Below are 24,182 nucleotides of genomic sequence, written 5' to 3'. Positions count from 1 at the left end.
GGGTTGCGTATGTCGGGGTCCGTGGGACAAGACCGGCCGATCGAGATCGTCCGGGCCGGTGAGGAGCACCTGGACGCCATCGTGGCGCTGGCCGAGGAGCGCCGTCTGGATCCCAGGGATCCGCAGGCGGGCCGGGCCGGTTTCCTCGTCTCCGACTACACCCGGGACGATTACCGGGAGCGGCTGTCCAGCGCCGAGCACTTCTGGGTCGCCGTCAAGGGTCCGGACGTGCTCGGTTATCTGCTGGCGTACAGCGACGCGCGCATCGGCCCCGACGAATGGCTCAACCACCGGATCAAGACGACGCTGGGCGCGTTCCTCGTCATCAAGCAGATCTGCGTCTCCCGCTCGGCCGCCCGCAGCGGGGTCGCCTCCCGCCTCTACCACCACGTACTGGAGCAGTGGCAGTCGAGTCCGGTGATCGCCGCTGTCGTCAGTGTCCCGTTCAACGAGGCGTCCACGCTCTTCCACCGCAAGCTCGGCTTCGAGGAGCTGACCCGGCTCACCCCGCCCGACGGGAAGGAGCGGATGGTGTGGGTGTGGCGCAAGCCGCGGGAGGCGATGCTCCAGGCGCAGTACGGGGTCGCCATCGACCTGTACAAGCACGAGGACGTCCTCAACTGGAACAAGCTGAACAACTTCTTCTACATCACCGCGGGGCTCGCGGCCGCGCTCGGCTTCACCCTCGGCCAGCGCGCTGACCCGAGCTCGTCGACGGCGGGCATCGCGGACACGCTCGCGATCGTCATCTCGGTCATCGGCCTCGGCTCGGCCGTCGCGTTCACCCAGATGCTGCGGTTCGGGCGGCGCTATCTGGGCGCCCGCAAGAACGCCGCCATGGAGCTCGAGGAGCATCTGTCCTGGCACGGCGGGCAGCGGATAGTGGGTCGGGAGGCGTCCATGCAGGGCAACGGCTGGCTGAAGCAGTCACCGACCGGGCTCATCATGATGCTGCTGCCGGCGCTCGTCTCACTGTGCTGGGGCACGATGCTGGTCATGCTGGCACTGGACCGGTGACACCGGCACGACAAGGGGCGCCCGGAGAGCTCCGGGCGCCCCAAGTGGGTACTTCTTGCGACTACTTGACGTTCACGCCCGCCCAGGCCGCGTCCACGCCCTTGTACTCGGCCGAGTCCGCGCCGTACAGGTCCTTGGCCGCGCTCAGCGTGCCGGTGCGCGCCGCCGCGTAGTTCGTGTTCGACGTGAAGTACGTCGTGAGGGCCTTGAACCAGATCTTCTCGGCCTTGTCGCGGCCGATCCCGGTGACGGTCGAGCCGTCGGAGGTCGGGGAGTCGTAGGCGACGCCGTTGATCGTCTTCTTTCCGCTGCCCTCGCTGAGCAGGTAGAAGAAGTGGTTGGCGATGCCCGAGGAGTAGTGCACGTCGACGTTGCCCGCGCCGGTCTTCCAGGCGTCGAGCGAGGCGCCGTCCTTGCTGGGCTTGTCCATGTAGCGCAGCGGGGAGCCGTCGCCGTTGATGTCGATCTTCTCGCCGATGAGGTAGTCGCCGACGTCCTCGCTGTTGTCCGCGTAGAACTCGACCGAGGCGCCGAAGACGTCGGACGTCGCCTCGTTCAGGCCGCCGGACTCGCCGCTGTAGACCAGGCCCGCGGTGGCCGAGGTGACGCCGTGGCTCATCTCGTGCGCGGCCACGTCGAGCGAGGTGAGGGGGTTCTTGTTGCCCTCGCCGTCGCCGTACGTCATGCAGAAGCAGCTGTCGTCCCAGAACGCGTTGACGTACGCGTTGCCGTAGTGGACGCGGGAGTAGGCGCCCTTGCCGTCACCGTTGATGCCGCTGCGGCCTTGCACGTTCTTGTAGTAGTCCCAGGTCTCCTGGGCGCCGTAGGCGGCGTCGACACCGGCGGTCGCGGCGTCGTTCGTCGTGCCGTCGCCCCACTTGTCGTCGGCGTCGGTGAACAGCGTGCCCTTGCCGGACGAGCCGTTCTTGAGGTCGTACGTGGAGTGGCCGCCGCGGGTGGCGTCCGTGAGGGAGTACGACGAGCCGGACTTCGTCGTGCCGATCTCGACGCTGCCGCTGTACGCGGACTCGCCGGTGCCGGTGTGGATCTCGTCGTACTCGAAGATCTTCTTGCCGGTCGCCGCGTCGGTGATGACGTGCAGCTTGCTCGGCGTGCCGTCCTTCTGCGTGCCGGTGACGACCTTCTCGTACGCGAGTCTCGGCGTGCCGGTCGCGGCCCACACGACCTTGCGGGCGCCGGACGGGGCGGCCTTGAGGGAGGCGCCGGCAGTGGTCACGTCGATCGACTTGGAGGTGGCGCGGGTGACGCCCTCGCGGCTGCCGGACTTCGTCTCGTGGACGACCATGTCGCCGCCGAGGACGGGCAGCCCGTCGTACGTGCGCTCGTAGCGGGTGTGGGTCGTGCCGTCGTGGTCCTTGACCACGTCGCGGACGACGAGCTTCTCCTTGGAGTCGAGCTTCAGCTCCTTGGCCGTCTGTGCCGCCTCGGCGCTCGCGTCCTTGAGAAGGTCCGCGTGGGCCGTCGCGCTCAGGGCCAGGGGAGTGGCCGAGGGGACGGCGGCCTTGGCGGAGGCGCCGGTCGCGGTGAACGTCCCGGCGACCAGAGCGCCGGCGGCGACGGCCGTGGCGAGGGACAGGGCGGTGCGACGGGATATGTGGGAGGTCACGAAGAAAGCTCCTTGAGTGTGGGGGGAGTGAGCTTTGCCGTGCGGGTGGTGCGAGTGGTGCGGATGGTGCGTTTCGTACGGGAGGGGCCGTACGGGGTGTGCGTGCCATGCGTGCTGTACGTGTCGTGCGGGGAAACTTTGACAGTTGAAGACCGGAGATGTCATGTACGTGATCGCAGGTTGGCCGGAATTCGTTCGTTGAGCGAAAACTGACGCACGTATTGCGAACGGAACATGAACGGCCCCGCCCATGAACGGCCCCGCACATGAACGGGCGCGCCGCCCCGGGGAGTTGAACCGCCGGGACGACGCGCCCAGACCTTGCCGGGTCGGAACCCGGAACCCGCTTACGGGAAGGTCAGCTTGAAGCTGTTGATGTAACCGGTGTCCTGCGCGCCGAGGTCCTTGGCCTGAAGCTTCCAGACGCCGTTGGCGTTCTCGGTCGAGGCGTTGACCGTGTACGTGGTCTGGATGTTGGGGGTCGGGTCGTACGTCGACGAGTGCAGCCGGTACGCCTTCCCGCTCGGGCCGATCAGGTCGACCTGGAGGTCACCGCTCCACGTGTGCACGATGTCGACGCCGACCTTCAGCGTGGACGGCGCCTTGCCGGAGATGCCGGTGACCGTGAGGGACGAGCTGACCGCCGCGCCGGGCGAGTCCGGGATGTTCACGTTCGCGTCGTTCGTGAACACCTTGCCGGTGCCCGGGTCGCCGCCGCCGGAGCGGGCGCCGACGTTGATCGCGGCGAACGCGTCCTGCACCGCCTTGTACTCGGTGGACGTCGTCCCGTACAGCTCACCCGCCGCCGCGAGGGCACCGGTGCGGGCGCCCGCGTAGTTGGTGGTCGAGGTGAACTTCGTGGTCAGCGCCTTGAACCAGATCAGCGCCGCCTTGTCGCGGCCGATGCCGGTGACGGGCAGGCCGTCCGAGGTCGGGGAGTCGTAGCTCGTCCCGTTGACGACCTTCGCGCCGCTGCCCTCGCTGAGCAGGTAGAAGAAGTGGTTGGCCGGGCCCGACGAGTAGTGCACGTCGATGCCGCCGAGCCCTGAGTACCAGGCGTCCTTGGACGCGCCGTCCTTGCTCGGCTTGTCCATGTAGCGCAGCGGGGTGCCGTTGCCGTTGATGTTGATCTTCTCGCCGACGAGGTAGTCGCCCGGGTCGGACGCGTTGTTGGCGTAGAACTCGACGGCCGCGGCGAAGATGTCGGAGGTCGCCTCGTTCAGACCGCCGGACTCACCGCTGTAGTTGAGGCCCGCGGTGTTGGAGGTGACGCCGTGCGTCATCTCGTGCGCGGCCACGTCGATGGAGGTGAGCGGCTTGGTGTTGCCGCTGCCGTCGCCGTACGTCATGCAGAAGCAGCTGTCGTCCCAGAACGCGTTGACGTACGCGTTGCCGTAGTGGACCCGGCTGTACGCGCCGACACCGTCCCCGCGGATGCCGGTGCGCCCCTGCACGTTCTTGTAGTAGTCCCAGGTCAGCGCGGCGCCGTAGTGCGCGTCGGCGGCGGCCGTCTCGGTGTTGCTCGCGCTGCCGTTGCCCCACGTGTCGTCCGTACCGGAGTACAGGGTGCCGGTCCCCGACGTGCCGCGGTTGAGGTTGTACGTCTTGTGGTTGCCGCGCGCGGTGTCGGTCAGCGTGTACGACGAACCGGACTGCGCGGTGCCGAGAGTGACCGTGCCGCTGTACTGGGTGTTGCCGGTGCCGTTCTCGATGGCCTGCCACTCGTGCAGCTTCTTGCCGGTGGCCGCGTCCGTGATGACGTGCAGCTCGTTCGGCGTACCGTCGTGCTGGAGGCCGCCGACGACGGTCTCGTAGGCGAGGGTGGGCTGCCCCTTGGTCGCGCCCTGGCCCAGCCAGACGACCTTGCGGGGGGCCCGGTCGGCCTCGGTCTTCTTCGAACCGTCGGCCCTGGCGAGGGTCAGCGCCTGGGACTCGGCCGCGGCCGGCTTTACGTCGGCGGTCGTCTCCACGCCCTTGAGCTGCGCCTTCGACGCCTTCGTGACGCCCTGCGCGGCACCGGACTTCGCCGCGTCGACGATCAGGTCACCGCCCAGGACGGGCAGTCCGGCGTAGGTGCGCTCGTAGCGGGTGTGGGTCGTCCCGTCCTTGTCCTGCAGCACGTCCCGTACGACGAGCTTCTCCTGGGAACCCAGGCCGAGGTCCTTCGCGGTGTCGGCCTTCGCCTTGCTGGTGTTCGCGGCGCGCAGCAACTCGGCGCGCTTCGCGGGGGAGAGCTTGACCGGCAGGGCGCCCGGATCGGCGCCGCGCGTGGCGTTGGCCGTGGCCTGCGTCGCCGGGTTCGCGTCCCGGGCGTCGGCCGCGGTGGCCGGGCCGGACTGGAACGCGACGGCGAGCAGGGCGGTGACGGCACCGACGGCCGCGGCGGCAGTGGCCCGGCGTCTGTGGGAGGTGGAGGTGCTTCTCAACGCTGACTCCTTCTGCGCGGCCGCATGGGTGTGCGGCCAGTGGGGACCGGGCGGCGGGTGGCCGGCCGGGCAGAACGCAGTGCAGGCAGTGCGGGACTCGCGGGTGCAGCGGTGTGGCTTGGAGCGGTGTGTCTCGGCCTCGCCCGGTTGCTGTGGGGCAACTGTGGGGTGGCCGTTCGGAAGAGTGGCAGTAGATGGCGCGTTCTGTCAGGGGCGCGACAAGAGGTTGGCCGGAAATGGTTCGGTGCGCGGAGGTGCGTGTTCGATATGCGGGTGTGGGGGTGGGTCGGGGTTGGGAAGATTCGGGGCTCTGCCCCGGACCCCGCTCCTCAATCGCCGGAGGGGCTTGATCGGCGGCCGGAGGGGCTTGAGTGGTCGCCGGAGGGGCTTGAGGAGCGGGGTGTTCCGGGTTAGCCCACCAGGCTCTCTCGCCATGCCCTGTGCAGGTCCGCGTAGGTTCCTGTGCCTGCTACCAGGGTGGACGGGGGGCCGTCCTCGATCACGCGGCCGTGTTCCATCACCAGGACGCGGTCCGCGATCTCCACCGTGGAGAGGCGGTGCGCGATGACCACCGCTGTCCGGCCGCGCAGCACCGTGAGCATGGCCCGCTGGACCGCCCGCTCCCCGGGGACGTCCAGGGAGCTGGTCGCCTCGTCGAGGATGAGCACCGCTGGGTCCGCGAGCAGGGCGCGTGCGAACGCCACCAACTGGCGCTGCCCGGCTGAAATTCGCCCGCCGCGCTTGCGCACGTCCGTGTCGTACCCGTCGGGCAGCGCCGTGATGAAGTCGTGCGCGCCGATCGCCTTCGCGGCCTCCTCGATCTCCTCGCGGGTCGCCTCAGGGCGGCCGATCGCGATGTTCTCGGCGACCGTCCCGGAGAACAGGAACGCCTCCTGCGTCACCATCACCACCCCGCGCCGCAGCTCCGCGTGGGACAGCTCCCGCAGGTCGACGCCGTCGAGCAGCACCTGTCCGTGCGACGGGTCGTAGAAGCGGGCGAGCAGTTTGGCCAGCGTGGACTTGCCCGCGCCCGTGGAGCCGACCACGGCGACCGTCTGCCCGGCCGGCAGCCGCAGGTCGAAGCGCGGCAGCACCTCACCGCCCGTGCGGTAGCCGAACGAGACGTCGCGGAAGTCGACTTCGCGTCCGGGGCGGCCGTCGCGCGGCGCGGGCAGCTCGCGCGGTGTCCCGGGCTCCGGCACCGACGGTGTCTGTTCGAGCAGGCCCGCGATCTTCTTCAGGGACGCGGCCGCCGATTCGTAGGAGTTGAGGAACATCGCGAGCCGGTCGATGGGGTCGTACAGGCGGCGGACGAAGAGGACCGCGGCGGCCAGCACGCCGAGCGCGAGTGTGCCGCTCGCGACCCGGTAGGCGCCCCACAGGACCATGCCCGCGACCGCCGTGTTGGCGAGGAGGCGGGAGCCGACGACGTAGCGCGCCATCTCCAGCATGGCCGTGCCGTTGGCCCTTTCGTGGCGGTGGTTCAGGGCGCCGAAGTGCTCGTCGTTGGCCCGCTCCCGGCGGAACGCGCGCACCGGCCGGATCCCGTTCATCGTCTCGACGAACTTCACGATGACCGCCGCGATCGCCGACGAGCGCTCCCCGTACGCCCGTGCGGCCCGGCGCCGGTACAGGCGGATCAGCACGGACAGCGGGATGAAGGAGAGCGCCGCGACCGCGCCGATACCCAGGTCGAGCCAGAGCAGCATCGCCGTGATGTAGAGCGAGGCGAGGATGACGTTGACCAGTTCCTGAAGGCCCTCCGCGAGCAGTTCGCGCAGCGCCTCGACGTCCGTCGTGGCCCGGGAGATGACCCGGCCCGAGGTGTACCGGTCGTGGAAGTCGACGCTGAGCGCCTGCGCGTGCCGGAAGATGCGGCCGCGCAGATCGACCAGCACGTTCTGGCTGACGCGGGCGGAGAACCGGATGTACGCGTACTGGAAGGCGGCCGAGCAGCACGCGGTGAGCAGGAAGCCGGCGCCGACCGCGATCAGCGGCCCGTAGTCGTGCGCCCGGAACGCGGGCACCGCGCGGTCGATGGCGTACGCGACGATCAGCGGCCCGGACTGCACGGCCGCCTGCTGGAGCAGCAGCGCGAGGACGGTCAGCCACGCCGCGCGGCGGTAGGGCGCGAGCAGGGAGCGCAGCAGCAGGCCCGTCGCCCCCTTGGAGGTGGGCAGGTCGTCCTGGTCGAACGGGTCGCCGGGGGAGACCGGCCCGGTCGGCCTGATCTCGTCGTCCGCCGGGCCGTCCGGTTGTGTGCTCACCCCGGTGTTCGCCGTGGTCGTCATGCCTGTGCCGCCTCTCGCGTCTCGCCCGCGGGGTCCCCGGACATCAGATGCCGGTACTCCGCGCTCGTGCGCAGCAGTTCGTGGTGTGTGCCCACCGCCGTGATCCGCCCCTTGGAGAGCAGCGCCACCCGGTCGGCGAGCAGCACCGTGGAGGGGCGGTGCGCGACGACGAGGGCGGTGCTGTCCGCGAGCACCCGGCGCAGCGCGGCCTCCACGGCGGCCTCCGTGTGGACGTCGAGCGCGGACAGCGGGTCGTCCAGGATGAGGAAGCGGGGCGCGCCGACGACGGAACGGGCGAGCGCGAGGCGCTGGCGCTGGCCGCCCGACAGACTCAGCCCCTGCTCGCCGACCTCCGTGTCGACGCCGTGCGGGAGGCGCTGTACGAAGTCGGCCTGCGCCACCCCGAGCGCCCGCTCCACCTGCTCGGGTGTGCCGCTCTCCGCCCCCATCAGCACGTTCTCGGCGACCGACGCGGAGAACAGGGTGGGCTCCTCGAAGGCCATCGAGACCAGGGTGCGCAGCTCCTCGCGCGGCAGGGAGGTGATGTCCCGCCCGTCGAGCGTGATGCGCCCCGCCGTGACGTCGTACAGGCGCGGCACGAGCGCGGTCAGCGTCGTCTTGCCGCTGCCGGTCGCACCGACCAGGGCCATCGTCTCGCCGGACCGGATGTGCAGATCGATGCGGCGCAGCGTCGGCTCGGAGTCCTCGGCGGCGTCCGGGTAGCGGAACTCGACGCCGTCGAACCGGAGTCCGCCCTCGCCGGGTTCGACGGCGGCCCGCCCGACCCGCGGGTCCTCCTCCTCGGCGTCCATCACCTCGAAGTACCGCCGCGTCGCCGTCGCCGCCTCCTGGCTCATGGCCAGCAGGAAGCCGATGGACTCGATGGGCCAGCGCAGCGCGAGCGCCGTCGACAGGAACGCGACGAGGGTGCCCGCCGACAGCGTGCCGTCGGCGACCTGGACCGTGCCGATGACGAGGGCCGCGCCCAGGGCCGCCTCCGGCAGCAGCGTGATCACCGCGAGGATGCCGGCGAGCAGCCGCGCCTTGGTCAGTTCGGTGCCGCGCAGGGTGCGCGACAGCTCGTGGAAGGCGCGGGCCTGGCTGCGGTGCCGCCCGAAACCCTTGATGATCCGGATGCCGAGCACGGACTCCTCGACGACCGTCGTCAGATCGCCGACCTGGTCCTGCGCGCGGCGCGACGCCTGCGCGTACCCGTGCTCGAACCGGTAGCAGACCGCGATCAGCGGCACGGCCGGCGCAAGGAGTACCAGACCGAGGCCCCAGTCCTGCGCCACGAGCAGGGCGAGCCCGGCGGCGATCGTCACCCCGTTCACGATCAGGAACGTCAGCGGGAACGCGAGGAACATCCGCACGACCATGAGGTCCGTCGTGCCGCGCGACAGCAACTGGCCCGAGGCCCACCGGTCGTGGAAGGAGACGGGCAGCCGCTGCAGATGCCGGTACAGGTCGGCGCGCATCGCCGCCTCGACGCTCGCCAGCGGCCGCGCGATGAGCCAGCGCCGCAGCCCGAACAGGAGCGCCTCCACGATGCCGAGCGCGAGCAGCACCCCGGCGCCGAGCCAGACGCCGCCCGGATCCCGGTCGGTGACCGGCCCGTCCACGATCCACTTCAGCACCAGCGGGAACAGCAGCCCGAGACAGGAGGCGACCACGGCCACCGCGGCGGCGCCCGCCCACCGGGCCCGCACCGGCCGTACGTACGGCCACAGCCGCAGCAGCGGCTGCACCGCCGACTGCCGTACGGGCACCGCGAGTTGATCCGTCTCGTCGATCCGGCCGGGGTCCGTGGTAGTTGCATCCGTAGTCGCCATCAGGGGTGAGACTACGGTTCGGCACTGACAACGCCCACCGGGTTTTCGAGCTGGACCGCGACGTTTCAGACGCGGTGCACGGTATGCAGGCTCCGGGCGTAGACGCCGGTGCCGTCCAGGAGCGAGGCGCCGCCCAGATCCCCCAGGGTGGGGCCGTTGCCCGTCTTGCGGCTGGACAGGAAGCGCCGCTTGCCCGCCGCGTCCTCGCCGAGGTAGATCCCCACATGGTCGACCGTGACCGTGACGGTGTCGTCGCCGGAGTCGGCGTTGAACAGCACCAGGTCGCCCGGCTGCAACAGCGTCGCGGCCGGTGGCGTGGTGCCGTCGGTGCGGTCGATACGGACGCCCGGCGCGTGCTCGGCCATGTCGCGCGACTTGCGGGGGAGGCGGGTGCCCGAGGTGTCCGCGCCCGCGGCCAGCGGCACGCCGAGATGATGGCCGTACACCATCCGCGCGTAGCCGGAGCAGTCCAGGTTGCCGATCTGCTTGCTGGAGGGCCCTGTGTAGGCGCCGTCGGGGAACGTCCAGCCGATGCCCATGTACTCGTGGAAGTCGGCGCCCTCGTAGCGGTAGCCGTGCGGATCCAGGTATCCGTAGCCGGCCTCGCCCAGGACCTGCTTGCCCGCTGTCGGCCCCGCGCCCGCCGTGACCGTGGGCGCACCCGCCAGGAACATCGCCGCGTACGCCAGCACGTCGGGGGCCGTTGAGCCGGCCCAGACGCGGACGGTCCGCTCCAGGTCGGCGGTCCACGTCCCGTCGAACGGCTCGTCCAGGACCCGCACCCACGTGTCGTGCGTGACGCTCGGCCGCGCCTGCCACGTGGCGGCGGACACCTGGAAGCGGCTGACGGCCAGCGTCACCGGCAGGTTGGCGCAGCCGTCGTTGGCCAGCGCCCGCAGGCCCACCCGGCCCGCGCCGAACGTCGCGTCGGTGACGTCGACGGTCCACGTCGACGGCTCGGCGGCCGTCGCGCGCCACGCCTTGACCCTGATCCGGGTCCCCTCCCGGCGGACACGGATCGTCCAGTCCGTGCCGGCCGGAACGGCGCTGTCCAGCGTGAGCGCGGTGGTCAACTGCGTGACCACGTCGCCGACTTCCTTCTCCACGCGCAGCTGGACCGCGCCGGACGTCAGGAAGGACAGGCGGGCCCGGTAGCTGTTGTGAGTGTCCTGGTAGCCGAAGGACAGCGCGTACGAACAGGCCTCGCCCGCGGGCACCTTGTCGAAGTGGGCCACAGCCCGCACGTCGACGTCGGTGACGGCGTCGTCGCGCAGACTGGCATGCCGACTCGCGTAGTCGGTGCTGAGCCGGATGAGGCCCGCGCCCGGGACGACCGAATAGTCGTCGGCGGCGGGCCCGAGCGTCGACCAGCTGCCGCCGCCGGGGGAGGTCCCCCAGTACGCGCGGTCCGCCGCGGGCAGCGAGGTGTCGGGCAGGGTGCGCTGGAAGGTGTCGACGAAGGGCTTCTTGTCCTCGGTGAACGTCCGCTCGGGTCCCGGCAGGGCCACGGTCCGTGCTCCGTGCGTCAGGAGCGCGACCCGCCTGCCGCCGGACAGCACCTCGGTGCGCGCGGGAGTTCCGTCGAGGACGGCGACCGTCAGCGGGTCGCCGAGGGTCAGCCGCGAGAAGTACGAGGCGTCGAGGGCGGGCAGCGACACCGACGAGCGGGGGCCCGCGAGGCTCCCGGCGGCGAGGGGCTCGGCCGCGGGCTCCGCACCTGTCGCGGCCCGCGCGCTCGCGCCGCCGAGTCCGGCGACCGGGACGAGGGCGGAGACACCGAGGGCCGCGAGCAGGCCGCGCCGGGACGTGTGGGGCGTGGCGGACATATGCGTTCAGCCCATCTTGGCCAGCTGACGCCGGACCAGGTCGGTGGGGTGCGGGAAGTCGGTGCCGGTCGTGACCGAGGCGAGGTTGACGGCGGGGAAGTAGGCGAGCGTCGCCCCCTTGCGCGCGACGACGACCTTCAGCGGGGACCGGGTGCCGTCGGCGTCCACGGTCAGCGTCAGGCCCATCGCCTCGTCGGCGCCTTCGGGCGCGAGCGCCTTCTTGACCCGCACCGTCCTCACCCGCTCGCCGTCCAGGCGGTAGGTGTACCCGTGCGCGCACCGGTCCGCCGCCTCGCTGAGGTCCGCCATGGCTCGTTCGGCGCCCTTGTCGTCGTAGGCGGCGAGCGTCAGGAACACGGAGGTCATGTCGGGGGCGACGGCGATCGCGTCCTTCTCGCCGGCCGCCTTCTCCTTCTCGCGCGCCGGCTCGCCGATCCACATACGGCGCACCGATGCCGAGGGCTCGCCCACCACCGTCGCGGCCTGCACGTACGCGAGCGGCGCGCACGCGGCGTCGTCGACGTCCACGGCGCCCTGCCGCGCGAAGTCCTTCGGGGAGACCTGATCGGTGACCGTGCCGTCCTCGATGTCCTTCTGGGCGAGCGCGGCGGCGTCGAGCTGCGGGCTGCTCAACGTCCGCCGGTCCGTGCCACCGCCCAGGAGGACATCGGGGGCGCCGGACGCGGCCGTGCCGGTGTCCTGGGCGGCGGAGGTGTCCGGGTCCCGCTCCGTGGAGCCGGACCCGCAGCCGGTCAGCAGCAGTCCGAGGCCCAGCGCGAGGGCCGGGGCGTGGATGCGCAGGCGTGCCATGGTGCTTCCTTCGTCGGTGCCGCTCAGCCGAAGCTGAGCTTGTTCGTCTTCCACTGGCTGTCGGCGCTGATGACGGTCGTCCCGGTGCCGAGGGCGGTCTTGCCGCCGGCGTAGAACTTGATGCTGCCGTCGGCGGCCATCGCCCACAGGTCGGGGATCTTGTCCTTGTTGACGTCCGGCGTGCCGTGCAGGAACGCCATGGGGTACGCGCTGGTGGTCCAGCCCGTGGCGTACGTGGCGTCGGAACCGCCGAGCGAGTCCGCGGACGTGGACAGCGAGGCCAGGGTGGCGCCGCCGGTGGTGGCGGGCGCACCGAGGCGCAGCCGCAGGTTGTCCGACTCCGAGCGGAACAGCAGGTCGGGCGTGCCGTCGACGTTGACGTCGCCGACCGTGACCAGATCGCGGTCCAGCCAGGCGGACGTGGCGATCTGGGCCGCCGTGGAGAACGTCGCGCCGGTGTACCCGGTGAACGCCCACAGGCCGCCGCCCGCCGTCGTGGCGAACAGGTCCATCCGCCCGTCGAGGTCGTAGTCGCCGAGGACCAGCTGGTCGAACGTGGCCGGGTCCGGGGCGTTCGGCGGCAGCCGTACGTCCAGGCGCCGGTCGATGTCGGTGCCGCCGTAGCCGTCGCCCCGGTACACGTACAGCTTGCCGTCGGGCATGCGCGCCAGCAGGTCGGTGACGCCGTCGCCCGGCATCAGATCGCCGCTGTGGGCGAGCAGCGCGGGCTTGCCGTCGGCGCCCTTCCAGTAGCCCGCGGCGAGCGGTTCCTCGCCGTCGCCGGGGGAGTTGATGAGCAGTTCCCCGTCCTTCTCGGCGGCCGACAGACCACGGTGCAGGTCCCCGGTCTCGCTGGAGGGGTACATGCGCAGATTGCCGTCGGAGTCGATGGCGTACACGTCGGGAATGGTGTCGCCCGTGACGTCCCCGGGCTGGTCGGCCGCGTCGCGCGGGCTCACGTAGAACACGTAGGCGGTGGGCCCCGACGGGTTGCCCGCGCCGTCCTTGGCGCACACGTACAGGACGTTGGGCCCCGCCAGCTTCGGCTTGATGGTCACGGTGCCGGTCTTGCCGGCCGCCACCGTGAGCGTGCTGGAGCAGGACGAGGAGTTGAGCGCGTACCCGAAGGCGGTGACGTCGGTGTCGCCGTCAGGGGCGAAGGTGAAGGTGCCGGACTCGCCGAACTTCTTCTCCGACCACACGTCTCCGTTCTCGCCCTCCTCCGGGTAGTCGGTGGAGGTGACGACGGGGGAGTTGGGGAAACTGGCGTCGTAGACGAACCGGCAGGTCGGGTCGTAGCCGGACTTGTTGAGCGGCGCCCAGTCCGACACCGCGTCCGTCTCGTCCTCGGCCTGCACCTGCCAGGAGTACGTCCATCCGTTGGTCAGCGAGGAGGCCGGGTACTTCACCGACGCGTTGCCGCCGGTGGTGGTGGCGCCGGACTTCTCCACCGTCGTGGAGTCCTGGTAACCGGTGCGCCACAGCTCGAAGTTGAGTTTGTCGAGGTCCTTGTCGGCGTCCGAGCTGTGCGCGGACAGCACCAGGTCGCGCTTGCCGACGCGCGGGTAGGGCTCGCTGCGGCTGCACGTCGGTCCCGGCGACATGTCGAGCGAGGAGGGCACCGCCGGCTTGCGGTAGTAGTTCACCGAGAGGCGGGGTGCCGACGACCCCTCCGCCTTGAACTTCTTCCAGGCGTACGTGGACGACTCGTCGTAGGCCTGGAAGCCGATGGTGGTCGACCCCCAGCCGCCGTCCGCCGCGTCCTGGGCGAGCCCCTTGGCGTCGAAGCTCACATAGGCGTCGGGGCACGACGAGTTGTAGCCGTGCGCCATGTCGTGGGTGTCGAGCTTGGTCTTCCAGGCGGGCTGGTTGCTCCAGGTGGTCTTCGAGGAGATCGAACCGGTCTGCCACAGCTCGACCACGCGCCCCGAGCACGACCACGAGTACGTCTCCAGGACGCGCACGCTCGCCGAGGTCACCTTGGCGCCCTTGATGTTCTCCAGGTCGAGCCGGAAGAAGGAGCGCGAGGTGCCCCAGGTGTCGGCCTCGTAGCCGACGCGGGCCTCGGTGGTGCCGGTGTTGTAGTTGGCGCCGTCGTAGAAGCTGGAGGACGGGTACTTCTTGTACGCGGTCGTCCAGTTGGTGGTGTGCCCGTAGAACGACGGGTCGATGAAGAGCGGGTACTCGGTCGACGCGGCCTGCGCCAGTGTGCGGCCGGGCGTGACGGTCAGCGTGGTGTCCGTGGTGCCGGGCGCGCTCAGTTCGGCGTCCGCGGTGGCGGTGTGCGTGCCACCGTCGGGCCCCGCCAGGCCGCGCAGGGCGAGGACCTGGCTGTCGGTGAGCCGATCGGTTCCGGTGTGCCAGGCGGCCGGCCGGACACCGCTGTCGCCGCGGCCGCCGGTGAAGGCCGCGGGATCGGCGTCGGGTGCGGAGGCCGGATCGGTGGGCGCGTCCGTGTCGTCGGCGTCGGAGGGCGCGTCCGGCGTCTCGTCGGTGCCGTCGTGCGGGGGCGCGCTCTGGTCCGTGGCGTGCGGGGCCGGCTCGTCGGACGGCTCCGCGGGCTGCGGGTCGTCGCCCTGAGTGACGGCGGGCTCGCCCGCCGAGTCCCACATGTAGGGGGTGGGGCTGACGGCGATCTCCGCGCCCGAGGTGTCCTGCGCGGTGACCGACTTCGTGCCCGGGTCGAGGTGGAACGTCAGGTCCGGCGAGGACAGGCCGTACGACAGCGTGCGCAGCGCGTCGGAGGCCGCGGCCTCGGCGGTGTGCACGATCAGCACGTGGTTGAAGCCGCTGTCGCGCGCGGTCAGCAGCAGGTCGACGTCCGGCAGCACGTCCCGGTACAGCGCGCGCTCGCCGTCGATCACCGGGGCGGGCAGCGTGCCGGGCCAGGACAGGGTGATCTCGTGTCCCGCACTGGTGAGCGTGACCAGGTCGGTGAACTCCGTAGCGGCGTCGGCGGTCTGACGTGCGGTGGTGCCGGTGCCGGTGCCGGTGCGGGTGCGGGTGCCGGTCGCGGGCACGGTGAAGACGGCGGACCGCGCGGTGCCGCGGGCCGTCGTCGGGCCGGTGTGCGTGGCGGCCCGGCGCGCGCTGTGCGTCGTCCTGCCGCCGCCCGCGGAGAAGACCACCGGGTCGGCGGACGCCTTCGGGGCCCAGCCGCGCGCGGTGCGGTGCAGTGCGGTGTCGAGCGGCTTCCACTCGCCGTCGACCTTGGCCCGGAACGGGGCGGCGGAGGACTCCAGTCGGAAGCTGCCGTCCGGCTTGGCGTACGTCGTCGTGGACTCGGTGCGCAGCGCGGTGACCTCGACGAGGTGTCCGGTGGCCCGCGCCTTGTCCTGGGCTGCCTGTTCACCGACGGCGGCCCGGGCCGTGCCGCGCGCGTCCCGCGCGGGTGCCGCGTCGTCCGCCAGCAGGGGGACCAGGACCCCGGCCCCCAGCGCGGCCGCCACGCAGGCGGCGATCGCCCCCGAGGCGCGACGGCTCGGCAGGCGCCGGAAAAGACGACGATCCACGGCAGTGAACCCCCTTGTGGAAACCGCGGTTGGGCAGAGCCGCTAGAGCATGGACGACACAGGTCCGTTGCGCCAGCTACATCAATCACCCACAGACGTAATGGAATTGTGATGTGGGGGTGGAACCGCCCGGCTGTCGAAGCAGTCGCCGTGTCGGCTGTCTGAGGACTTAATCCCTGATGTGCCATGAAATCCGGCATCCCGCCACTTGTTTCGATCGAAGATGATCAAGAAGGCGAGTTACGTCCGACTCGCCGCGCTCGCCCCGGATTCAGGGCGGCTGATCATGCTTGCCGTGAAGTGAAGCGACTTGCTCCGCTTGTGCCGCTTGATGGTGTGACGCACTTCATAATCGGCCTCGAGGGCCTGTTTGACCTGCGCATGGCCAGTCCGCATGATTCCGCCGATCGGTTTCATCGCGACGGGTGTACGGATCTCTGACGTTCGGTCAGCCTCCGTCGCTCCTGCCTTGATTGGGGGCTTCGGCGACGTGTGGGGTGCGCTCTCTTGGTCCGGCCGCGGACGGCTGGCTCGTACCGGTGTTCAGCGACGCCGACGGGCGGCGCTGCGACTGACGGTGATCGGCGCGCTGTTCATGGCGCTCGTCGTAGGCACCTTCGCGGGCAGCGCCGTTGCCGCGCCGCCCGGCGGCGGCGACCGCAGCGGCGTCGACCTGGTGGACCTGCCCGACCGTGACCCGGCGCTGGCCGCCGAGGACAACGCGCTCGACGAACTGGCCACCTCCGACGCGGCACCGCCCAAGGAGTACGACCCGGCGGCGACCACCGTGCCCGTCGACACCACGCCCGCGCAGAAAGAGGTGACCGGTCTCGCCCCCGGCGACAGCGTCACCGTGGGCGACCTGCCCATCGAGGTCGGCGCCCCCGAGGACGCCACCGCCGAGGAAGCCGCCTCCCTCGAAGGCACCTGGCAGGCCTCCCTGGTCCCGCAGACCGAGCTGGACGCCGTCTCCATGGAGGGCCTCGCCTTCAAGGTCACTCCGCCCGCCGGCGCGACCGGTGAGGCCACCGTCTCCCTGGACTACACCGCCTTCGCCGAGCTGTACGGCGCCAACTGGGCCGACCGCCTCAACCTCGTGCAGTACCCGAGCTGCGTCCTGACCAGCCCGGACGTCGAGTCCTGTACGGAACCGGTCGCGCTCGACACCGACCAGGAGGTCACGGCGAAGGACGACGACACCGAGGACGACGGCAAGCTCGACGGCCGCCGTCAGCTGACCGCCACCGTCGACGTCGCCGTACTCGCGGGCGCGGCCCCCGCCACCACCGCCTCCACCGCCCGCGCCGACGGCAAGGGCACCGACCTGGCCGACGACGCGCTGTACCGCGGCCCGCCCGGGGCGAAGGCCGCCACGCAGGCAGCCGACTCCGGCTCCGGCGGCAGCGTCCTCGTCGCCGGTTCCCACGGCAGCGGCGCACAGGGTGACTTCTCCGCGACCCCGCTGGTCAGCGCGGGCAGCTGGTCCGCCGGAGGCTCGTCCGGCGCGTTCACCTACTCGTACGCGCTGAACGCGCCCAGCGTCCCCGGCGGCCCCTCGCCGAGCGTGGCGTTCTCGTACAACTCGCAGGTCGTGGACGGCCGCACGTCCGCCACCAACAACCAGCCCTCCTGGATCGGCGACGGCTGGGAGTACAACCCCGGCTCCATCACCCGCACCTACAAGGGGTGCACCGACGACCGGGACAAGGGAAACAACGCCGACCACAAGACCGGCGACCTGTGCTGGGGCAGCGCCAACGCGGTGATGACGCTCGGCGGCACCACCACCGAGCTGGTCAGGAACGACGCCGACGGCAGCTGGGTCACCGCCAACGGCGACGGCTCCAAGGTCGACCTGATCAAGGACACCTCGCTCGCCAACGGCGACAACGACGGCGAGTACTGGCGCATCACCACGCGCGACGGCATCCGCTACTACTTCGGCCGCAACAAGACCACCGAGTGGAAGACCGGCGACCCGCTCACCAACTCGGTCCTGACCGTGCCCGTCTCCGGCAACCAGTCCGGCGAGCCCTGTTACGACGCGTCCTTCGCCAAGTCCTTCTGCGACCAGGGCTGGCGCTGGAACCTGGACTTCGTCCAGGACCCGCAAGGCAACATGATGTCCCTGTGGTGGAGCAAGGAGACCAACCACTACGCCAAGGACAACAAGTTCAAGGCGGCCGTCTCCTACGACCGCGGCGGCTACCTCAACCGCATCGACTACGGCCAGCGCGCCGCCACCCTCTACACAGCGAAGCCCATCTCGCAGGTCGTCTTCGACACCGACGAGCGCTGCTTCAAGGAGGGGGAGGTCAGCTGCTCCGACGCCAACTTCGCCTCGGGCAACTTTGCGCAGAACCGCATCTGGTACGACACCCCGGCCGACCTGTACTGCGCGGGCGGCACCAAGGAGTGCTGGGTGCCCGTGCCCACCTTCTGGTCCCGCAAGCGGCTGGCCAAGGTCACCACGCTGACCCAGCGCACCGAGGGCTCCACCGAGCTCACCCCGGTCGACCGCTGGACCCTCGGCCAGTCGATGCCGGCCCACCGCACCGACGAGGGCACCGCCCTGTGGCTGGAGTCGGTCACCCGCACCGGCTACACCGCCGACGGAGAACCGGCCGAGAAGTCCCTGAACCCGGTCGAGTTCCTGCCCAACACGCAGTCCATGCCCAACCGCGTCAAGCGCGGCGCGAAGGACCCCAACCCCGTCTTCGACCGGCTGCGCATCCAGCGCGTCGTCAACGAGTACGGCGGCGAGACCGTCGTCGACTACAAGAAACCCGACGAGGGCAGCGCCTGCGCGACCGGCACCGGCTTCCCCAAGCCCGAGGCGAACACGGGGCTCTGCTTCCCCGCGTACTGGCACCCCGACCCCGACAAGGCCGACGAGACGATCGACTGGTTCCACAAGTACGTCGTCGCCGGCGTGCGGGAGCTGCCCAACGTCGTGGGAACCCCGGCCGAGACCACCGCATACGCCTACCTGGGCGACGGCGCCTGGGCGCTGAACCAGGCCGAGTTCTCCAAGAAGAAGACCCGCACCTACGACCAGTGGCGCGGCTTCGGCCTGGTCCGCACGATCACCGGCGCGGACTCCACGACCCCGTACACCTCCACCACCCGCGGCATGTCCGAGACCCGCTACTTCCGCGGCATGGACGGCGACCCGCTGCCCGGTGGCGGCAAGCGCGAGGTCGTCGTCAAGGACCATGACGACGACAAGATCGCCACCGACGACTTCGCCTACCAGGGGCGGGTCGCGGAGACGCTCACGTACACGAAGTACGACGGCGATCTGCTGACCCGCTCGGTCGACTACCCGACCACGCCCGAGGTCCTCGCGACCCGCGACCGCGACGACGGCGTCCCCGCGCTGAAGGCGTACCGCGTCAACACCGGCAAGTCGAAGACCTGGACCCGCTCGTCGGGCAGCGGCGACGACACCCGCACCGAGCGCACGACCACGACCACCAGCACGTACGACGCCACCTACGGTCTGCCCGTCACGGTGGAGACGACCGCCGACACCAAGACCGGCGACACCACGTGCACCGTCAACTCCTATGTGCACAACACCGGGGCGAACCTGATCGGGCTGCCCAAGCAGTCCCTCACCACCGCCGGGACCTGTGCGCACGCCCCGTCCGCCACCGCCGCCGAGTGGATATCGGGCTCCCGCGTCGCCTACGACAACCAGGCCTACGGCACCGCGCCGACCACCGGCCTCGCCACCGCGACCTGGGACATCAGCGGCGACGGCGGCGCCTGGACCGACAACGGCACCGTCACCTACGACAGCTACGGCCGCGCCACCAGCACCACGGACGCGCTGAAGCACAAGGAGACCACCACCTACGGGCCGAGCACCGGCCAGGTCTTCAAGGTCACCAGCACCAACGCGCTGAGCCAGTCCAGCACGTCGACGATCGACCCGGCGCGCGGCACCACGCTCAGCGACACCGACCCCAACGGCAACACCACCGCCTACGCCTACGACGCGTACGGCCGCACCACCTACACCTGGGCCCCGGGCCAGACCCCGGGCGACACCGACGAGGCGTCGGCCCACTTCACGTACACGATCGTGCAGGGCGAGCCGGTCCACGTGACCAGCGAGAGCCTCAAGGAGGACGGCTCCTACGACAAGGGCGTCACCTTCTACGACGGCCTCGGCCGCGAACGCCAGCGCCAGGAGCCGGCCGTCGGCGGCGGCCGGCTGGTCACGGACACGCTCTACAGCGCCGACGGCACGGTCAGCCAGACGAACAACGCGTACTTCGCGAACGGTGAGCCCGGCGACCAGATGTTCGACGTCGACTCCGACGGCCAGGTGCAGAACGCGACGCTGTACGCCTACGACGGCCTCGGCCGCGTACTGACCGAGACCCCGTACCTCGCGGGCGTCGCCAAGCCGTCCAAGGCCACCAGCTACCAGTACGGATCCGACTACTCCGTCGTCAACGACCCGGCAGGCGGCACCAAGCAGCGCTCGTACACCGACGCGCTCGGCCGCACCACCCGCGTCGACACGTACACGGACATCGACCGGACCGCGTTCCGCTCCACGCACTACGAGTACGACACCCGCGGCGACCGGGTGAAGGCCGTCGACAGCGAGGGCAACGCCTGGTCGTGGACGTACGACGCGCGCGGCCGCGAGCTGACCGCGACCGACCCGGACACCGGTACCTCGCACACCACGTACGACGTCCTGGACCGCAGAGAGACCACCGAGGACGCCCTGGGCGTCACGGTGTGGACGAAGTACGACGAACTCTCGCGGCCCCTGGAACAGCGCCTGGACAACGACTCCGGCAAGCTGCTCCAGGCCAACACCTACGACACGGTCACCGGCGGCATCGGCCAGCCGGCCACCGCCACCCGCTACACCGACGGCCTGGGCTACACCCTGTCCGTCAGCGGCTACACCGAGGACTACCAGGCGACCGGACAGCAGCTGAAGCTGCCGCCGTCGATCGCCACGCAGTACGGCCTGAAGGACACGTACACCTACTCCTACGACTACTCCGAGCAGGGGCAGCTGCGTTCCAGGACCTTGCCGGCGGCGGGAGCGTTCGGCGCGGAGAAGGTCGTCACCCGCTACAACGAGGACGGCCTGCCGGTCTCCACCTCAGGCCTCAACTGGTACACCGCGGACACGGAGTACAGCCCGTGGGGCGAGGTGCTGCGCTCGGTCGCGGGCGAGCAGCCCAGCCGGGTGTGGACGACGAACCTGTACGACACCACCACCGGTGAGCTGACCCGGCAGATCGTCGACCGCGAGTCCACCAGCGACACCACCGCCGTCACCGGGCACCGGGTCAACTCCCGTTACTACGCCTACGACAGCGCCGGCAACATCACCCAGACCACCGACGTCAGCAACAGCACCACCGACCGCCAGTGCTTCACCTACGACGGGCTCGGCCAGCTGAGCGAGGCGTGGACCTCGCCCAACGAGGCGTGCAAGCCCACCGGCAAGACGTCCGCCGCGCCGTCCTACGACGACGGCACGGCCAACGTGACGGCGGCGAACGACGGTTACTGGCAGTCGTTCACCTACGACGAGATGGGCAACCGCAAGAAGCTCGTCGAGCACGACGCGAGCGGCGACACGGCCAAGGACGCGACGACCGACTACGCCTACGGCAAGGCGGACGGCAGCCAGCCGCACACCCTGACCGGCATGCAGCGCACGTACACCACGGACGCGGGCGCCCACGTCAAGGAGTCCTCGACGCTCCAGTACGACGCGAGCGGCAACGCGACGACCCGGACCACGGGCGGCAACGAGCAGGGCCTGACCTGGACCTGGGACGGCCAGGCCGAGACGGTGTCCGGCTTCGGCGCGAACGGCGCGGGCGAGTTCGTCAACACGGCCTCCAAGCGCTGTCTCGACGTGCAGTCCTCCTCGACGGTGACCGGCACCCCGCTGCAGATCCACGCCTGCAACGGCACCAAGGCCCAGAAGCTGCGCATCGACCCGGCCTCCGACAGCGACGCCACCACCGGCGCGCTGAAGGTCCTCGACCGCTGCGTGATGCCGAAGGACGGCGCCACGGCGGCCGGCACGGCGGTCGTGATCGCCGACTGCACGGGCGCGGCGAACCAGCAGTGGACCACCACGTCCACGGGCACGCTCAAACACGTCGCCTCCGGCAAGTGCGCGGCGCTGCCCGGCGGCACGACGACGGCCGGCACCGACCTCCAGCTCGCGACCTGTGACGGGTCCGCTGGACAGGTGTGGAAGCCGGCCGACGAGATCCGCTACGTCTACGGCCCCACCGGAGAGCGCCTCCTCGCGCTCTCCGACAGCGAGCACACCCTGTACCTGGGCGACACGACGGTCTCCACCGACGCCGGCAACGCCCTGGCGTACACCGAGCGTTACTACTCCCAGCCGGGCGCGTCCACCGTGATGCGGCACGCGCAGGGCACGTCGGCGGCCACCTTGTCGGCACAGGTGGCGGACCAGAACGGCAGCTCGTACGTGAGCGTGCAGCTGGCGCAGGGCAACAAGGTCCAGTTCTCCAAGGCGACCCCGTTCGGAACGGAGCGCGCCGAGAGCGCGAGCTGGCTCTCGCACCAGGGGTACGTCGGCGGCGGCGAGGACTCGTCCACGGGTCTGATCCACCTCGGAGCCCGCGAGTACGACCCCGTCACCGGACGCTTCCTGTCCGCCGACCCGGTCGTCGACCTGGGCGACCCGGTCCAGCTGAACGGCTACGTCTACTCGGAGAACAACCCGGTCACGTACGCGGACCCGTCGGGCCTCTCGTCCGGCACGGACGCGTCCGACTACTACGACGGCCCGTCCGACTCCGCGGTGGCGGGCGCGCGTTCGACTGCGTCCCGCACGCTCGGCGACGTCATCCTGTCGACGGGCTGGGCGGTCCTGAAGGACTTCCTCGGCTGGAACGACGTGGTCGGCTGCTTCTCCCGCGGTGACCTGTGGGCGTGCGGCAGCCTCCTGATGGACGCCATCCCGTGGGGCGCGATCTTCTCCAAGGGCAAGAAGATCTGGGGCGCCATCAGGGCGACGATGAGCGCGGTCAGCGCCTGGCGCAAGGCCGTCACCCAGGCCAAGAAGGTCCTGGCCCTCGCGCAGAAGGCGTGGGAGATCGCCCGCAAGATGGCCGCGGCGGCGAAGGCCGCCGCGAAGCGGGCCGCGCAGCTCAAGAAGAAGGCGGAGGCAGCGAAAGCGGCCGCCACCCGGGCCGCCAAACGCCAGATGCAGAAGATCGGCAACGCCACCCAGCGCAAGGCGCGGTCCGAGGCCAGGAAGACGGCGAGCAGCAAGCCGAGCACGACGGCCCGCAAGAAGTCCGAGGGCGGCGGGAGCGGGAGCAGCGGCGCCAAGGGCGAGGGGAACGGCGACACCTGCAACAGCTTCGTCCCCGGCACCAAGGTCCTCATGGCCGACGGCACGACCAAGGCCATCCAGGACGTGAAGCTCGGCGACAAGGTCCTCGCGACCGACGCCGACACGGGCGACACCACCGTGGAGACGGTGACGGCCGAGATCAAGGGCCAGGGCCTCAAGCACCTGGTCAAGGTCACGATCGACGTCGACGGCAAGAAGGGCACGAAGACGGCGTCGGTGACGGCGACGGACGGCCACCCGTTCTGGGTCGAGGAACTCCACGCCTGGGTGCCCGCGACCTCGCTGAAGTCGGGCGAGTGGCTGCGCACCAGCGCCGGCACGTACGTCCAGATCTCGGCGGTCGAGCGGTGGACGGTCGCTTCGTCGACGGTCAACAACCTGACGGTCAGCAATGTCCACACGTACTACGTGCTGGCGGGCGCCGCGCCGGTCCTGGTCCACAACTGTGGCTCCGGCCTCAGCAATGCGGAGGAGGCGGGGCACGCGTACATAGCCGCCGACACCCTTCAGCAATCGCGCTACCGGGCCACGAACGAATCAATCCCCGGAGTGCGCGGAGATCAAGGAACGTTCGGCACCACGGCTGTTGTGGGAGTGCGCAACGTCAAGTCCGGGAACGTGTCCATCCGCACCTCGGTAAATCACGGAGGAGTTGCACCCGACAGTTGGCCGAAGTGGGCGAAGGATGCCTTTGTGCAGGGTGATGGTCACGCGGAGACAACTATTCTGAACGGCCTGGCCGACGATGAGGAGATAATCTTCGGCGCGGCTTCGCGAAACGTCTGCATGGATTGCAGTTCCGCCCTTGGGGCCGACCCAGGGATGGCCATAGGTGGTCGGGAATTCCCGGGCGGGCCAAACGCTTCACCGTTCCGAATGTTCTGGAGGCGGAGTTGACCGGAACGGCATCACCGGCAGGTATGGTGGTGCGCATGTTCCCCCAAGTCGGTAGTGAAGTCATGGTGTCCTGCGAGCCGGCGCCCGCGCGGGTCGTGTCCGTCGGGCCGCGATATGTGCAACTGGAGTGGCCGTGGCGGGAAGTCGACAATTCCTCCTTCTTTCAATGGGATGGAACATTCGCTCTGCCGTACGGAGAATCTCAATCGGAATGGGTTCCCTATGTGACTGAGCCGGCCGTTTCGGAACTCGCCGTGGGGGATGTCTGTACGGTTTCCATCCCGCGGACCCGTCTTCATGTGGCCCATTATGAAAAATATGAGCCGGCGCGCAATCTGGGTTGGAGTCCCGCGCCCACCGCAGGAATTTATGTCGTTCCTGAGGAAAGAATGGATCAGGAGGAAGGCGGCTGCATGCTCTATCTCGGCGGCGCCGATCCCATTCTTGTGGAACCGCTGTCGGAGTAGAGCTGATCTGCTCGAAGTCGACGAGCGGCGGGGTGACCACCCGCGCCTGAGAGTCGAACATCAGCATCGACCCGCGCCACATGCCCA

General features: G+C 70.3%; 10 protein-coding genes. 3 read left to right on the top strand and 7 right to left on the bottom strand.

Features of this window, described 5'->3' with window-relative positions; all coding sequences use genetic code 11:
• The first annotated feature begins 21 nt into the window (after nucleotides 1-21).
• Entirely contained in the window at nucleotides 22-1,017 is a 996-nt protein-coding gene (locus tag ABD366_RS25985; RefSeq protein ID WP_324774978.1) for a GNAT family N-acetyltransferase, read from the top strand.
• Between the two features lie 61 nt (nucleotides 1,018-1,078).
• Here the strand turns inward: ABD366_RS25985 and ABD366_RS25980 are convergent, their stop codons facing one another.
• The 7 genes from ABD366_RS25980 to ABD366_RS25950 form a co-directional block, all read right to left on the bottom strand.
• The gene (locus ABD366_RS25980; protein ID WP_324774976.1) at nucleotides 1,079-2,644 is read right to left on the bottom strand and encodes a M4 family metallopeptidase; all 1,566 of its coding nucleotides are present in this window, start codon (nucleotides 2,642-2,644) and stop codon (nucleotides 1,079-1,081) included.
• 347 nt (nucleotides 2,645-2,991) lie between these two features.
• Nucleotides 2,992-5,070 carry a M4 family metallopeptidase gene (locus ABD366_RS25975; RefSeq protein WP_324774973.1) on the bottom strand — a complete coding sequence of 693 codons (2,079 nt, stop codon included), beginning with the start codon at nucleotides 5,068-5,070 and terminating at the stop codon, nucleotides 2,992-2,994.
• Between the two features lie 410 nt (nucleotides 5,071-5,480).
• Nucleotides 5,481-7,361, bottom strand: coding sequence for an ABC transporter ATP-binding protein (locus ABD366_RS25970; RefSeq protein WP_324774970.1), 1,881 nt, complete (start codon nucleotides 7,359-7,361; stop codon nucleotides 5,481-5,483).
• A complete protein-coding gene (locus tag ABD366_RS25965) occupies nucleotides 7,358-9,193 on the bottom strand; it encodes an ABC transporter ATP-binding protein (protein WP_324774968.1) in 1,836 nt (611 codons plus the stop codon). The genes ABD366_RS25970 and ABD366_RS25965 overlap by 4 nt, the downstream gene beginning before the upstream one ends.
• Before the next feature lie 65 nt (nucleotides 9,194-9,258).
• Nucleotides 9,259-11,019, bottom strand: coding sequence for an NlpC/P60 family protein (locus ABD366_RS25960; protein WP_324774966.1), 1,761 nt, complete (start codon nucleotides 11,017-11,019; stop codon nucleotides 9,259-9,261).
• A 6-nt stretch (nucleotides 11,020-11,025) separates the two neighbouring features.
• Nucleotides 11,026-11,829 carry a hypothetical protein gene (locus ABD366_RS25955; RefSeq protein WP_324774963.1) on the bottom strand — a complete coding sequence of 268 codons (804 nt, stop codon included), beginning with the start codon at nucleotides 11,827-11,829 and terminating at the stop codon, nucleotides 11,026-11,028.
• A 23-nt stretch (nucleotides 11,830-11,852) separates the two neighbouring features.
• A complete protein-coding gene (locus ABD366_RS25950) occupies nucleotides 11,853-15,341 on the bottom strand; it encodes an FG-GAP-like repeat-containing protein (protein WP_324774961.1) in 3,489 nt (1,162 codons plus the stop codon).
• A 595-nt stretch (nucleotides 15,342-15,936) separates the two neighbouring features.
• Between ABD366_RS25950 and ABD366_RS25945 the strand changes: the two genes are divergently transcribed.
• Nucleotides 15,937-23,628 carry a ricin-type beta-trefoil lectin domain protein gene (locus ABD366_RS25945; RefSeq protein ID WP_324774959.1) on the top strand — a complete coding sequence of 2,564 codons (7,692 nt, stop codon included), beginning with the start codon at nucleotides 15,937-15,939 and terminating at the stop codon, nucleotides 23,626-23,628.
• Between the two features lie 35 nt (nucleotides 23,629-23,663).
• Entirely contained in the window at nucleotides 23,664-24,095 is a 432-nt protein-coding gene (locus ABD366_RS25940) for a hypothetical protein (RefSeq protein ID WP_324774957.1), read from the top strand.
• Nucleotides 24,096-24,182: the final 87 nt, after the last annotated feature.

The organism is Streptomyces kunmingensis (assembly GCF_039533535.1).
Lineage (GTDB): Bacteria > Actinomycetota > Actinomycetes > Streptomycetales > Streptomycetaceae > Streptomyces > Streptomyces kunmingensis.
The sequence above is the reverse complement of the archived record's forward strand: the minus strand, read 5'-3'. Positions and strand labels throughout refer to the sequence as shown.

What these genes read in the sequence shown, in the direction of transcription:
- ABD366_RS25940 (WP_324774957.1), top strand. Translation starts at nt 23,664, where the DNA reads ATGTTCCCCCAAGTCGGTAGTGAAGTCATGGTGTCCTGCGAGCCGGCG.
- ABD366_RS25960 (WP_324774966.1), bottom strand. Translation starts at nt 11,019, where the DNA reads ATGTCCGCCACGCCCCACACGTCCCGGCGCGGCCTGCTCGCGGCCCTC.
- ABD366_RS25945 (WP_324774959.1), top strand. Translation starts at nt 15,937, where the DNA reads ATGGCGCTCGTCGTAGGCACCTTCGCGGGCAGCGCCGTTGCCGCGCCG.
- ABD366_RS25965 (WP_324774968.1), bottom strand. Translation starts at nt 9,193, where the DNA reads ATGGCGACTACGGATGCAACTACCACGGACCCCGGCCGGATCGACGAG.
- ABD366_RS25970 (WP_324774970.1), bottom strand. Translation starts at nt 7,361, where the DNA reads ATGACGACCACGGCGAACACCGGGGTGAGCACACAACCGGACGGCCCG.
- ABD366_RS25955 (WP_324774963.1), bottom strand. Translation starts at nt 11,829, where the DNA reads ATGGCACGCCTGCGCATCCACGCCCCGGCCCTCGCGCTGGGCCTCGGA.